The sequence below is a fragment of the Ignavibacteriales bacterium genome (assembly GCA_020635255.1).
Taxonomy (GTDB): Bacteria; Bacteroidota; Ignavibacteria; order Tepidaquicellales; family Tepidaquicellaceae; genus JAEYVS01.
In genome coordinates, this window is sequence record JACKAC010000003.1 from 53,180 (window position 1) to 67,249 (window position 14,070).

10 protein-coding genes are annotated in these 14,070 nt (G+C 38.1%); 5 read left to right on the top strand and 5 right to left on the bottom strand.

Going from position 1 to position 14,070, the window contains the following annotated elements; all coding sequences use genetic code 11:
• Positions 1-44: 44 nt before the first annotated feature.
• Positions 45-1,484 (top strand): T9SS type A sorting domain-containing protein, encoded by a 1,440-nt coding sequence (locus tag H6614_12740; GenBank protein MCB9244534.1) that lies wholly within the window; start codon positions 45-47, stop codon positions 1,482-1,484.
• Here H6614_12740 and H6614_12745 read toward each other — a convergent pair whose 3' ends face one another.
• From H6614_12745 to H6614_12755, 3 genes are read right to left on the bottom strand one after another with little or no spacing between them, the layout of a single operon-like run.
• On the bottom strand, positions 1,485-2,114 hold the full coding sequence (locus tag H6614_12745; GenBank protein ID MCB9244535.1) for a MarC family protein: 630 nt from the start codon (positions 2,112-2,114) through the stop codon (positions 1,485-1,487). It lies immediately after the preceding gene.
• Between the two features lie 6 nt (positions 2,115-2,120).
• On the bottom strand, positions 2,121-3,017 hold the full coding sequence (locus H6614_12750; GenBank protein ID MCB9244536.1) for a polyphosphate kinase 2 family protein: 897 nt from the start codon (positions 3,015-3,017) through the stop codon (positions 2,121-2,123).
• 57 nt (positions 3,018-3,074) lie between these two features.
• The gene (locus H6614_12755; protein MCB9244537.1) at positions 3,075-4,526 is read right to left on the bottom strand and encodes a hypothetical protein; all 1,452 of its coding nucleotides are present in this window, start codon (positions 4,524-4,526) and stop codon (positions 3,075-3,077) included.
• 257 nt (positions 4,527-4,783) lie between these two features.
• On the opposite strand from H6614_12755, the gene H6614_12760 reads away from it, so the two are divergent.
• Both H6614_12760 and H6614_12765 read left to right on the top strand, forming a co-directional pair.
• Entirely contained in the window at positions 4,784-6,592 is a 1,809-nt protein-coding gene (locus tag H6614_12760) for a T9SS type A sorting domain-containing protein (GenBank protein MCB9244538.1), read from the top strand.
• A 13-nt stretch (positions 6,593-6,605) separates the two neighbouring features.
• Entirely contained in the window at positions 6,606-8,192 is a 1,587-nt protein-coding gene (locus tag H6614_12765; GenBank protein ID MCB9244539.1) for an SBBP repeat-containing protein, read from the top strand.
• 26 nt (positions 8,193-8,218) lie between these two features.
• Here the strand turns inward: H6614_12765 and H6614_12770 are convergent, their stop codons facing one another.
• The gene (locus tag H6614_12770; GenBank protein MCB9244540.1) at positions 8,219-9,652 is read right to left on the bottom strand and encodes a hypothetical protein; all 1,434 of its coding nucleotides are present in this window, start codon (positions 9,650-9,652) and stop codon (positions 8,219-8,221) included.
• Positions 9,653-9,844: 192 nt separating this feature from the next.
• Between H6614_12770 and H6614_12775 the strand changes: the two genes are divergently transcribed.
• Complete coding sequence (locus tag H6614_12775; protein ID MCB9244541.1) at positions 9,845-11,485, top strand: SBBP repeat-containing protein; 1,641 nt, start codon at positions 9,845-9,847, stop codon at positions 11,483-11,485.
• A 78-nt stretch (positions 11,486-11,563) separates the two neighbouring features.
• Positions 11,564-12,313, top strand: coding sequence for a DUF481 domain-containing protein (locus H6614_12780; GenBank protein ID MCB9244542.1), 750 nt, complete (start codon positions 11,564-11,566; stop codon positions 12,311-12,313).
• Here the strand turns inward: H6614_12780 and H6614_12785 are convergent.
• Positions 12,297-13,742 (bottom strand): hypothetical protein, encoded by a 1,446-nt coding sequence (locus H6614_12785; protein ID MCB9244543.1) that lies wholly within the window; start codon positions 13,740-13,742, stop codon positions 12,297-12,299. The two genes, H6614_12780 and H6614_12785, sit on opposite strands and share 17 nt — an antisense overlap.
• Between the last annotated feature and the right edge of the window lie 328 nt (positions 13,743-14,070).

The window sequence follows — 14,070 nt, forward strand, 5'->3', positions numbered from 1 at the left end:
TTTTCCTTCGATTAAGTTGTTAACTATAAATAAGATAGAAGGAAATGAAAAAGATGAAAGGTAAAACAGGTATAAATAATACAAACCGCTTAATGGCTTATTTGCTGTTGATATATCAGTCAAAAAATACTAATATTACATTAACTACCAAAATAAATACAATGAGAAAATCTACCAAAATCATATTAATTTTATCAGTTGTTGTTCTACTTCCTAAACTAACATTTTCCCAGCCAACTTGGCAATTACTAAATTCAGATTACGGGTATTCAAACATTGTTCAATTTACAGATTTCTTAAATGGCTGGCAGGCCACTCCGGATGGAGTTTTTCAAACAACAAATTCAGGAATGGACTGGATGTTAAAATCCTTAAATACAAATGAATATCAGGCAATGTTCTTCGCTAATAATGATACGGGTTGGATTGCTGAAGATTACAAACTATATAGAACAACAAATAGAGGAAATAATTGGCTTGCTCAGGCAATAAATTATCCGGTTGGCAGGCAACAAGTAGTACACGATGAAATTTATTTTATAAATAATCAGACCGGTTTTGTTGTAACAACTTATAGTAGGCTTTCCGGTCAGGCTTTGAAGTTTAATTATATGCTATCAAAGACAACAAACTCCGGTCAAAACTGGATTCCGATATATGAAAGCATTGATAATGTGGATCAGCCTATAAAATTTTCCTCGGTAAAATTTTTTAATGAAACACAAGGGGTCGGTATTCAGAAAAGATATAATAATTCCGCGGGATATCCGATCGAAATAATGAAAACTACAAATGGAGGCATTAACTGGTCTAAAATAAATTCAACTTTATTCCCCACACTTGAAACTGGGAAGGCCTGTTTTTTTAATGAGAATAACATGTGGATTCTTTTACTATACTCAAATAGCGTTTATAAATCTTCAGACGGAGGGGTAAACTGGGAAATACAGTTAAGTCCTTCGTCAGCCACAGAATTTTTCAGAGATGTATTTTTCACCTCCAGTGATATAGGGTTTGTATCCACTTCTAAAGGAAAAATATACTGGACATCGAACGGTGGCAATTTATGGGATGCTCAATCAGTTGATACTAGCAAGCAATTAAATTATCTATACTTCTTAAATCAGGATACCGGCTGGACAGGATCGGGCGATTATACATTACGCACACTTAACGCCAGTACCGTCAACATCGATCCCATCTCCTCCGAGATACCGGTGTCATTTGCGTTACATCAAAACTATCCAAACCCGTTCAATCCCTCCACAAAGATACGTTTCGAGATACCCGGTAATGAAAAACAGGCAAAGCTGACAGTTTATAATTCGCTCGGGCAGGAAGTAGCGGTTCTTTTCGATGAAGAGTTACAGCCGGGTGTTTATGAATACAGTTTCGACGGATCGGGTTATCCCAGCGGGGTATATTTTTACAGACTGGAAGCGGGTGAATTTAATGAGACGAAAAGAATGGTGCTGGTAAAATAACTAATGCAGTTCGATAGCAGACCTGATACCGCTTATGATCATCTCTGTCCCAATGACTGATAATATCAATCCCATTAAACGGCTGATGACCTGTATGACATTCTCACCGAGAAAATTAACCAGCTTCTGACCTGATATAAAAAGCAGGTAAGTCAAAATACACAATAAAAGAAAGATTCCCGACGTTATTGCAAGTGACATTGGCGACCCGTCGGAAACAAAGTTCATTGCCGCCGCTAAGGTTCCCGGACCGGCAAGAATGGGAATACCAAGCGGAGACACGGCAATCCGTGTCTTTGTCTTCATATCCGTTTCATTGATACCCTTTACTTCCGGGTCGGGATTATCACTGAGAAGCATCTTCATCCCGGAAATAAATAACAATATCCCTCCGGTGATCCTGAATGCAGGAAGTGTAATACCGAACAGCTGAAAAATAAACTTACCTACAAGTATAAACACAACTACTATTATAAATGCTATTAGAAGGGCGCGGAGTGCAATTGTCTTCCTGTCACCGGCGCTCATGCCTTTGGTAAGGCTTATAAAGATTGGTGTACTTCCTATCGGATTCATCATTGCGAAAAATCCAAAAAAAACTGTAAGAATATATAAGGCCTGGTTTCCCATAAGGGTTTACTCTTCTTCGAGAGTCTTTTTGATCTCCATCAGCTTTGCTCTGTCTGCCTCGCTTACCTCGGGTATCTGCGGATTGATTTTCTCGAGGGTCCTTACAACAATGTCACCTATCGCCGTGCGCGAAAACCACTTCTTATCAGCAGGGATTATATACCATGGCGCCCACTCAGTAGATGTGTAGCTGAGCATATCCTCGTACGCTTTAATATAATCATCCCAGTATCCGCGCTCCGACATATCTGCTTTCGAAAATTTCCAGTTCTTATCCTCGTCATCTATGCGCGCGAGAAATCTCTCCTTCTGCTCCTCTTTTGATAAATGAAGAAAAAATTTCACAACTACTGTTCCGTTATCGCTAAGATGTTTTTCCCAGTTATTTATCTGCTCGTACCTGCTCTTCCAGAAACCCGGCGGTATATCACTTACCGAAGTGATCCCCGGAAGGTTCTGGCTCATCAAATACTCCGGATGAACTTTCACGACCAGCACCTCCTCATAATGTGAGCGGTTAAATATCCCTATACGTCCTCTCTCCGGCAGAGCCTTTGTGCACCGCCATAGAAAATCATGGTCCAGCTCCTCTTGCGACGGCTGCTTAAAACTGAAAACCTGTGTACCCTGCGGATTGATGCCCGACATCACGTGACGTATCGCTCCGTCTTTTCCCGCCGCGTCCGGCGCTTGAAGCACGATCAGTAATGCATGCCTATTCTCTGCATATAGACGGTATTGCAGTTTCTGAAGCTTTTTAATGTCATCCTCGAGCTTATCCTTAGCCTCATCCTTATCCTTATAATCACCACAATACCCTGTTTTATAATCCTTTAAAGAGATCTTCTCTCCGGGTGCCGCAAGTATTTGTTTGAGGTCTATCAAATTTTCCTTTTCATAAATTTAGTAATAATAAACTCTATAAACTATTTAGTTCACCTGCCAGCCATGTTCTGAATTCTATTTGTATTCAGATAGCTTTTCGATTATCCATCCTTTTATCGGTACCCGATCATTCTTAACTTGCTCCAATAGCTTCGATCTTTCATACTCATCTGGATTATCTTTTAGCTTAAACATTGAGCTCAGGTAGTGTATGGTTCTCATAATATTTTCTTTCATATCGGATGTGATCTTTTTATTCCTTGAGATGTAATGCTTATAGGAATCAACCGAATACAGAAAAGAATCATAATCATCACGCTCGTAATGAATGATCATCTCAAGATTTTTTACAGCCCGTTTAATACCCAATATATTTTCGTTAACCTTTAAAAGATTTTCCAGGGAGCTTGAATAATCCTTATTCAAATAAGATATATTTGCTTCTCCGAATAATTTTAGGTTCTCTCTGTGTTCAGAAGGTATTTTATCAAGATACTTCTCTAAAAAGAATTTTATGAATCCTGCATCATTGGATCGTGTCGCATATGAAATGTAATTTGCAAATACAATCAGCTCTATATTTCCATAATAATTTAAGATTGAATTATCCTCGAGCATCGCTTTATAAATAAAAAATATTTCATTATCATAGGCGATATCATTTTTGAATGATACAAATATTAAGGCTATTCTCAATCCCGAATATAAAACTCTCCTTTCATCTATCGAAAACAAATTTACATTTTTTATAAAAGAATCTTTGAGTTCGAAATAAAGATTTATATCACTCGGATTTGATACCGACTTATATAGCTTATAATAGATCGAAAGAATTTTAATATCTTTATTTGAAATTCCATCGACCCTGTTAATAAACCCATCCAGATCTATGTTTTCAAAGAACCTGATAATTTCAGCATTCTCGTTTTTAAAGTTAAACTCCAGTTCGATCCCTTTAATATTTATAAAAGATTTGACCAGTTTAACCACAAAGTCATAAATCAAATACTTTGATATGGCATAGACTTCTTCTTTACTGTCATCATTGGTAATATTAGAAAATATATACTCTAGCTTGAACCATTTTAAATTAAAGAGTTTGTCATAATTTTCACCATCAAATTCATCCTGATTCATTAGTTTTTTTTCGATCTCTGCGCTTCTTGATTTGTAAAGTCTCATCTGTCCTTTACGCAAAAGGCCACCAAGCTGATAATAGTAATTGAAGTAGTCATCGTTATTATAAAATTCCATCTCTAGAAATTTTTCAGCAAGCTTGGAAATATCAAAAATAAGGTTCTTGATTGTACCATAATTATATTCTTTCCCGGGAAACAATTTCTTATATAGTTTCTCTCTCCTAAGTTCCTCGTCGGGAAAATCCGGAAACAGATCTCTTAGAATCTCCCACAGCCTGATAACAGAAGATTTCTTATTAAAATAGGGCGACCTTATAAAATCATCGAATGCCTTTACATCATTTTTGGAAAAGCTTTTGAAAATTGATATGGTACTATTGTTATTCATGCAGTGAAAAATAAGTCTAAAAATCTATAAAAACGACTTATTTTTTAGGGTTTTTTGATTTTAAGCCAGTGAAAATCCGGCTGATTTTTCTTTGAATAAGACACTCTTCAATTTTTATTTTGCTTTAGAAATTCAAAAATCTGCAAATAATTAACCGGGTAGAATGGTTCGAAACATTCTACCCCCAAGGGCGTGCCGGTACGCCGGTTATTATTTGCAACCTAAACAAAGCTAAAATGAAAAATTTGCGATTAATTTTGTTAATAGTTATAACAACACTTATTCCACTTACCGTATCCGGACAAAAGCAGTCAAAAGGAAAAGATTTTCATGTTGAGATAAAAGGTCTTCCATCATTCAATAAACCCCAGACTATTAATGAGTTGACGACTGAAAAATTAATGATGAAAGCTAAGATGGATAATAATCAGCTTGAAATAGATGAATTACAAAAGCAAATGGATGCGCTAACCGGTTCCATTACAATACCCGGAACACCAATATCCCTGTACGATAAAAGATCAACTTCAGGACCTCCTTTTCAATCCGATAACATAAATGTAAGCCAGGTAGTCGCAGTGTCAGGATTAAAAGCCATATCATTAAGTACAGAACAACGAGGGGTAACAGCATCAAGAATTTGGACTGTTTACGGCTTTGATAACGGAACCGAAGATGCCATTGGTGTAAAATATTCTGAGGATAATGGTATTAGCTGGCTGGATTACACTCCAATAATTTCATTTTCGACTGGGAATAGAATTAACATTGATGAAATAGATACTGAGATTATTGAGGGTAATACCGGAGATAAATATCTATGGATAGTTTTTGGTTATACAAACGGGTCGGGAGATAAACTGGTCGGCGTTCTAATTGTAAAAATCACAAACGGTGTAAACTGGTCTGGCTATACATTAAATTGGCCCGGCAGTACATCAAATTCCAGATACTATCGACCTCGTATTTGTACCGACAATGCTGAATATCCGACCGTCCCATGGGTTTATATAGTTGCCTGTTACGATTCAACTTCTGCAATCCCCCCATTGCGGGGTTTTAGCGGAAAAGTAGCCCGATGCAATTCCCCTTTTACACTTACACCGTCTTTTACATATAAACCCGAACCGATCGTACCTAATAGTCTTAGATTATCAGCCGACGTATTTTACGATATAGCATATTTTGAAAATGGAGATGATTCAATAGCTTTTGTGGCGACCGGATTCCAGGATACTTCAACCGTTTCTATTCATGTTTCATCTATTGTTTCATTTACTTCCTCTGTATCTACAGTCGGAACAATACATCCCAATTCAAGGAGAAGGTCACATTCATATATTGCGTCAAATGGAGCATACAATAGACTTATGATTGTATCACGAACTAGGTACTCATCTGAGGACTGGGATATTGAATACTTTACTTCTTTAAACGGAAGCAGAAACTGGATTGGAGGTAATGTTGATTTTAGTGTTAGAAACTCACAGAGAGCCGATATCAAAGAGAAATGGAATTCACCTGGAAAGTTTTATTGTTCATACTGTGATATTTCCAATTCTTTTGATAGTGTTTCTATGGTTGTTTGTAATAATTATGTATGGGGATCTCCCGTATCACCGGTAAATCATATCGACGCTTCACTCACAACGAACCCAAGGCCCGGATTTAGGTTTACCCAGGGAGACAGCTCACTAGCACTATGGTCCGAGAATACCGGCACGGGAACTCATGTTTGGGTATCAGGAGGCTCGACAGGCTCAATTGTTTCCACAGGATTTAACGGGACTACTACACCCGATCGGTATGAGTTATTTCAAAACTTCCCAAATCCATTTAATCCGACAACAAACATTAAATTTTACAATACAGGATCAAATATTGTGGAGTTGAGGGTATACGACGCTCTTGGTAAAGAGGTAGAGATACTTGTAAATGAAACTCTTCCCGCGGGAGAATATCGGTATTTCTTTAATGGTACAAAGCTTAGTTCCGGGATATACTTCTACAAGCTGTCAATTGGCAATAAATACAGCCAGGTGAGAAAAATGGTTTTATTAAAATAATTAAATCAGAAAAATGAAATTTTTAATATATTTATATTTGATGTTGATCATAACGCCCTGTTACGCTCAGGTTAGTGAGGAATGGTCAAAAAGATATAACGGACCTGTGAATGGAAGCGATATAGCATATTCAATAGCAACCGATGCATCTGGGAATGTATATGTGACCGGAAACAATAGCGACACTATTACACAAAGAACCAACATTGTAACTATAAAATATAACCCTTCAGGTATAGTTCAATGGAGCGATGTATACAACGGGCTGTCAAGCGGTTTAGACTATGGCAGAGATGTAGCGGTTGATGATTCAGGAAATGTTTATATTACCGGCTCTGAAGCAAGTCCCTCAAATAGTGACTGTGTTACCATTAAGTATAATTCAAGCGGTGCAATACAATGGATTAGAAAAAGATCGAACAGCGAAGGCAAAAAACTGATTATACATCAAGGCTCGATATACGTTATGGGTAACACTTTAACTTCATCCAATAACGATCTATTACTTATCAAGTATGATGCATCCGGTACTGAACTTTGGTCTAAAACATATAATGGCACAGCTAGTGGACCCGATTTGGGCACAGGAATAGCTGTGGATAACCCAGGAAATGTTATAATCTCAGGAAATGAATACATTGGCCCAAATTACGGATTTGTAACCGTAAAGTATAACCCCTCCGGAAGTCAACTGTGGGCAACTGTTTTTAATTCACCTAACACTGGTTCGGATGAGTCATCAGATATAGCGGTTGATGATCTGGGAAATTCTTACGTATGCGGATACAGCGATTCATCCGGATTCCGTTCGTTTATAACAGTAATGTATAATTCTAATGGCATTTTTCAATGGTATGACAAATATTTACAGGGTTTGGATGGTAATGCAAATCGTATTTCCGGAGCGAACGGTGTTATTTATGCTACCGGATATGCCCGCTCCCCGTCATTTGATTATGATTATATAACAGCAAAATATAATTCATCTGGGAGACTTTGGATAAAAAGCTATAACGGATTTAGTGGAAATGATGTTGCTTATTCACTTACTATTGATCCAAATCTAAATGTATATGTAACAGGTGGGAGTCAGGGACAGTCAGGAGCTGCTGAAGATTATTTGACAGTAAAGTATGATCCGAATGGCGATCAATTATGGGAAATAAGATCTACCGGTGCAGGCAACAATATTGACGTCGCAAATGATATTGTTCTTGATAATAATAGTAACGTCTTTATTACGGGTAGGAGTGGTGATATTCTAAACTCTGACGATTACCTCACGATTAAGTACTCCCAAACAACATCGTTAATACAAATTAATTCGGAGAATCCCTCAGACTATAACCTTTATCAAAACTATCCAAACCCGTTTAACCCGGTCACAAAAATTAAATTTGACATACCTAAATCTGTTAATACTAAGCTTGCCGTATATGACTTACTGGGAAAAGAAGTTGCTGTAATTGTGAACGAAAACCTAAAACCCGGCTCATATGAAGTTGATTTTAGCGCGGCTGAACTCCCGAGTGGGACGTACTTTTACAGGCTTATAACTAACGGCTTCACGGAAACAAAAAGAATGGTGGTAGTAAAATAAATTGCACGAGGGCATAGCTTTCCAGGCTATGCCCTTTTATTTACTTCCTCTAGAAGCCATGATTTTATCAGGAATGGATTATATGTAATATTATCTGCTTCTTTAATAAGCTTTTTCATTTCAAATGAATGATCCTTAACCGGCTCGCTCTTTATCTTGTTCAGCTTAACCATACAGTTTAGAAAATCAATATACGCGTCCCTGTGTTCCTGCAAAAGATTCTTCTCTCTCGCTACGTAATGTTTAAACGTATCTACCATCTGGTAAACCTGTTCCGTCATACCAAGAGTATAATATATCTTCAGCAGTAGTATCTTGACCTGTACCTTAAAAATAAAGTTCTGAAAGTTCGTCTTTGAAAAATGCTCCAGCGCTTGCTTTAGGTCACCTTCACAGTATTTTATTGTTCCATGGCAAAATTCGCTGACGTTTACTTTCTCATTTTCTGGAAAAAAGGGTTCAAACCTCGATAGCACTTCCTTTGCATAAGCAAACTCTTTATTACGGCAGGCAATTTTTATAACATTCATAAAATCCGCGTAATGAAAACTCTGCGGTGTGATGAATTTCTCTTCCAGCATTTCTTTATAGATCGCAAACATGTCCTTATTGTATGACTCCTCCCCTTTGAAATTCACCATATACGCCGCAAAATCATACAAATGTATATACATCAACCGGGCATCCTCTGTATTCAGTTCTTTAAAATGTTTCTCCTTTAGTTTCCATAGCTTGTCATAATATTTCTTCTCTTTTGTTTTCAATAATAAGAGCGTCGTCTTGTAAATTTCAATAATGGAAACGTCACTAAAAGGATGCTTATCCAAAAAATCTATCATCTCGTCAGCCATCATTAGGTTGTAATCGTAATTATTCTGGTTTCTCTCGTGCAGCATTAGGTTATAAAATCGCAGCAGGCGTATGACCGCGTAACGCAGGAAATGGTCAAACTCTGTTTGTAAAATATTAAGCTCCGTATTTGGTTTCTTAATTGTTGCGTACCACAGGTACTCATCGTTAAGTTCGTACAGATAGTAAAAATAGTCTTCGTCTTTAGCCTTTCGTTCAATGAGCTTTTTAGTATAGGATGCCATCTTCTGTTCATAGATACCGAAAAGCTTCTTAAGACGAAGTTCCATCAGTACATTTCTTTCCAGATAATACTCCCCTTTCTCAAAATGCATCTGAGCAAGGAATTTTTCCGCGAGCTTATACAGGTCTGATATAACGTTATTGATCTTGTGATAATCGTATTTCTGTTTAGGGAAGATTTTAGCGAATATCTTTTCTATGGTAAGGTTCCTGTTCTTAAATTCCGGGTAGTACCTTTCAAGTGATTCGAATAAAGATATCGCCAACCTACTCCTGTTAAAATACGGCGATGAGATGAACTCGCCGAAGCGTTTCATTTCCTTACTATCGAACGAGCGCAGAACTTTAATTAATTTAATATTCTCCATCCCGGGATAATTATATAGATCTAATTTCAGATAAAAAAACTCAAAAAACAATCTGAAATTAAAGGTTTACTCAATTCTTAACACGTCAATTCCGAGCTATTTCAGGATAATTTTTAAATAATTATTCTTTGCCGTATAGTAGCCTCGCTTTTAAATTAGGAGCAACTTTACATCTAAACAAACTCAGGTAAGATGAAAACAATTGTAATGCTTTCACTAATGATTTTAATACCTTTATCTAACATATTCTCACAGGTGTCACAGCAATGGGTATCCACTTACAACAGCTCTGGAGTTCAGAACGATGAATCCAAAGCGGTTACAACCGATCTTCAGGGAAATGTATATGTAACGGGGTTAATCACTCTCAGTGGCACAAATACCGACATTACAACCGTGAAATACAATCCCACAGGCGCTCAGCAATGGGCTGTAACTTACAGCGGACCTTCCCTGCGGGGAGATGTACCGGTAGGCATTGCAGTTGATGATTCCGGTAATGTGTACGTTACAGGCAGCAGCAGAGATGCCTCCAACATTGCCGACTACATTACAATAAAATATAATTCGGCTGGTGTACAGCAATGGGCAAAAATATATACCGGACCAACACTCGGGAACAATTTCGACGAACCTACCGGGATTGTCATCGATCACGCGGGAAATATTATTGTAACAGGATACAGTTACAATTCAGGCACTTATTATGATTTCCTTACGATCAAATATAGTCCATCTGGTGATTCGTTATGGGTCACGCGGTCGGTCGGAGCTGTAGCAAGTCCGGAAGATATTCCTAAAGCCATTTTTGTCGATAATTCGGACAATATATATTTAACCGGGAAAAGAATTGCCGGCGGTGCTTCGGAAGATGACATTGGTACTATTAAATACGATTCTGCGGGAAACGAACTCTGGCATGCTTTTTATTCGAGCCCTGGGGGCTACAATGACTACGCATATAGTATTGCAGTAACCGATTCCGGCAATGTTTATGTTACCGGCTATGTAGAAGGTCCCGGCTCTACAAGGAACTACGCGACCGTTAAATATAATCCGGCAGGCGTAGAACAATGGGCAAGAACATATAACGGTCCCGGCAACGATTGGGATGAAGCATACTCGGTCGCCGTGGATCATTCCGGCAATGCCTATATAACCGGTTACAGCTATGGAGCCGGTACCGAGGGCGACGCTACAACGATCAAATATACTCCTGCCGGCGATACCGCCTGGGTAAAAAGATATAACGGTCCCTCAGGCAGTGGTTGGGATGAAGGAATAACCATTAGAACTGATCCCTTTGGAAATGTATATGTAGCCGGAAACAGCTATGCTCCTAACGGTGACATATTACTTATAAAATACAGCCCGGCGGGAGACTCACTGTGGGGATTCAGATATAACGGACCTAATAACCTAAATGATGAAACAAAAAATATGATACTCGACGCGCAGGGAAACGTTTACATAACAGGAAGAACCAATACAAACACCAATGGATATAATTTCATTACACTAAAGTACGGTCTGCCAACAACAATAATCCCGGCAAACTCGAACGTTCCAGGAGCATTCTCACTTTCTCAAAATTATCCAAACCCGTTCAATCCTATGACTAAAATAAAATTCGACATACCAAAAGCATTCAACACAAAACTTGTTATATATGACATACTCGGTAAAGAGGTTGCTATACTTGTAAACGAAGATCTGAAACCCGGCACTTATGAGGTAGACTTCGATGCGGCAAACCTCCCCAGCGGAACATACTTTTACCGCCTTGACACGGACGGTATCTCCGAAACCAAGAAAATGCTCTTAATAAAATAACTTCATAAAGGAGGAGGATTTACCCTCCTCCTTTAAATATTCCCCTTTTTTTCTTAATTTTACCAAAACCTTATCCTATTGAAAACACTTACGGCTTTTCTGTTCGTACTACTCTTTGCTTCAACTTCATTCTCACAGGTTGTTAATATAGAGGCGCGCCGACTCCGTACCGAAAAGGACGGATGGGCGGGTGAAGCCAGCGCAGACTTCTTCATCCTAAAAGAGGTTAGCACCGTTTACGCGATTGAGGGTAAAGCCCAGATTCAGTTTAAAAAAGATAAAAGCCTCTTCCTTTTTCTTTCGGATTTGGGTTTCATTAAAGCAGATGACAAGGATTTCCAGAACAGCGGCTTTCAGCATATCAGGTATAACTATAAACTCACCGATACATTTCTGAGATGGGAAGTCTTCACTCAGGCTCAGTTTAATAAAGTAAGGGATATAAAGCTCCGCCTCCTTGCCGGCACAGGACCAAGATTTAAATTATATGATACGGATAAGATGAGATTTTACATCGGGACGCTGTACATGTACGAATACGAGGAAAGACAATCCGAACCTATCATAGAACGTGAAAACAGGATAAGCAGTTATTTTTCATACACATTTAATATTGGCAAGCTCCTGCTTTTTGGTACAGTATATTATCAGCCTGAGGTCACCCAGCTCGATGACTACCGTCTGGTAAATCAAACCGATCTGGAATTCAAAATATTCGATGAATTCAAATTTGTGATAAAGTACAGGCTTCTTTATGATACTTTCCCTCCTCCCTCCGTGCCAAATACTTCTTATTCCTTCTCTAATGGATTTAAGCTTGTGCTCTAACTTCCTTCACCATTTCACGCACTTTCTCTCCAAACCAATCCTTCTTAGGTGTATGAGGATCTAAATCCGCCATCTCCTTTCTCTGGTCTTTCGGCTTCCCTGCCATCTTCAAAATAAATTTGTAATTGTTCATGAACTGCTTGCCCGTATTAAGGTGAGAGAGAGGAATATCCGGGCGGTTTTTGAGATACTGTGCATGCTTGCTTAGCTCCTCATATCCTTCATCCAGCATACCCAGCTCGAAGAAGTTCTTCATCCTTAGCCTGGACTTGTCTATGTAATAAATATAGTTCTCTGCGTTCACCTTGTTCACCAGCTCCAGCGACTTTTCAAACTTACCTTTCTCAAAATCTATCTTGGCTAGCGAAAGGTTAAGTTCGTTTTCCTTTTGCTCTGAGGGAAGGAAGTGTGAGTATTTATGAATAAAGTTCTCCGTCCATTTCAGATCCTTCATCTTTAGACCTATAAATACATAATCCCTGAAGTTGTTTAGCGGAAATGTAAACTTTTTCAGATCGTCGTAAAGACCAAGCTCCAGCTTCTTTTTGAACAGGTAAAATATCTCGGCTATATAATCCTCCTCGCCTATGTTCATGCGGTTTATACAATGGTTTGTCATCACCTTGAGAACCGAATCCTTATACTTCTCTGAAAAGCTGTTTATATTCCGGAAAAAGAATTTCTTTGCCGTGAGATAGTTGCGTTTATTATCAGGCTCGCTGAAAGTAGAGAACAAACAGGTATGGAGTTTAACTTCTTTCGAAAATTGAAAATTCATGCGCCTCAATCCGGCTTTAAGCCTCTTCAGATTTATCGACCGTGCTATCAGGTCCACGAGATTGTTTTCCGATTTTACCCTGTGTAGCTTTTGCTGTGTATGCTCTATATATAGATCGAAAACAATTAAAAAGAAACAGCTCGCCAGGTAATTTGTAAATACCAGGTATTGATTATGAAAATTCTTTCCCGTCATGCTCAGCCATTGCGCATGTAAAAAATGTATATCCTTCATGTCTGTGTTAAAATTAAACTTCTGTATTTCACACCCCTCCAAACTGTTTATCCTCTTTTCAAACTCCTTATGAAGCCCCCGATCTTTGTATTCATTGAGAAGGAGTTTCTCGCGATGAACACGGTCGTTTTTTATGTTCTTTATGACAAGAAACTCATCCGTCAATTTTTTTAATTCCGAAAACCGGTTCCTTAATGTCTGCTTCGAATATGACCTGTTCTCCTCCTTCGCCATAAAGAAGTTCTCAAAAGAGCTTTCGGTATCTTTACCCTTTTTCGAAATGTACTCACTAAGACCATCCAGAATAACCGTGTAATCACGTCCCTTATTAAAGTACGGACATTCCAGTACGGTCTTAAAATCCTTCATCTCTTCTTTACTGAAGGTTTGTAAAATTCTTATAAGATTTTTTGCCATTTTTTATGGGTATAATTATTCCTAAAAAATACAATTTTTAGCCTAAATTAGCAACATTGTGTTAATTTTTACTGGGTATAATATTACTTTAATTTCTTTGCTTATTACTCCTCCATATAATAATTTTGAATAGAAATTGTTTTTTGAATTGAAATACCCTTCCCCGTATATACTGTGGCAGAGCGCTGTTATCATGCAGTGTAATGTCCCGTTGTGATACCAACACAAATGGCACAAAGATTTACTTTGCGCCATTTTTTTTGCCCAAACTTAATTCCTACGAATAGCTCTTTTTTAAAATTCAAATTCATTTCAGGAAAAGTTATTT

Bases quoted from the DNA above. Each gene is read 5' to 3' on its own strand.
- H6614_12740 (MCB9244534.1), top strand. From the start codon at position 45: ATGAAAAAGATGAAAGGTAAAACAGGTATAAATAATACAAACCGCTTA.
- H6614_12745 (MCB9244535.1), bottom strand. From the start codon at position 2,114: ATGGGAAACCAGGCCTTATATATTCTTACAGTTTTTTTTGGATTTTTC.
- H6614_12755 (MCB9244537.1), bottom strand. From the start codon at position 4,526: ATGAATAACAATAGTACCATATCAATTTTCAAAAGCTTTTCCAAAAAT.
- H6614_12765 (MCB9244539.1), top strand. From the start codon at position 6,606: ATGAAATTTTTAATATATTTATATTTGATGTTGATCATAACGCCCTGT.
- H6614_12770 (MCB9244540.1), bottom strand. From the start codon at position 9,652: ATGGAGAATATTAAATTAATTAAAGTTCTGCGCTCGTTCGATAGTAAG.
- H6614_12775 (MCB9244541.1), top strand. From the start codon at position 9,845: ATGAAAACAATTGTAATGCTTTCACTAATGATTTTAATACCTTTATCT.
- H6614_12785 (MCB9244543.1), bottom strand. From the start codon at position 13,742: ATGGCAAAAAATCTTATAAGAATTTTACAAACCTTCAGTAAAGAAGAG.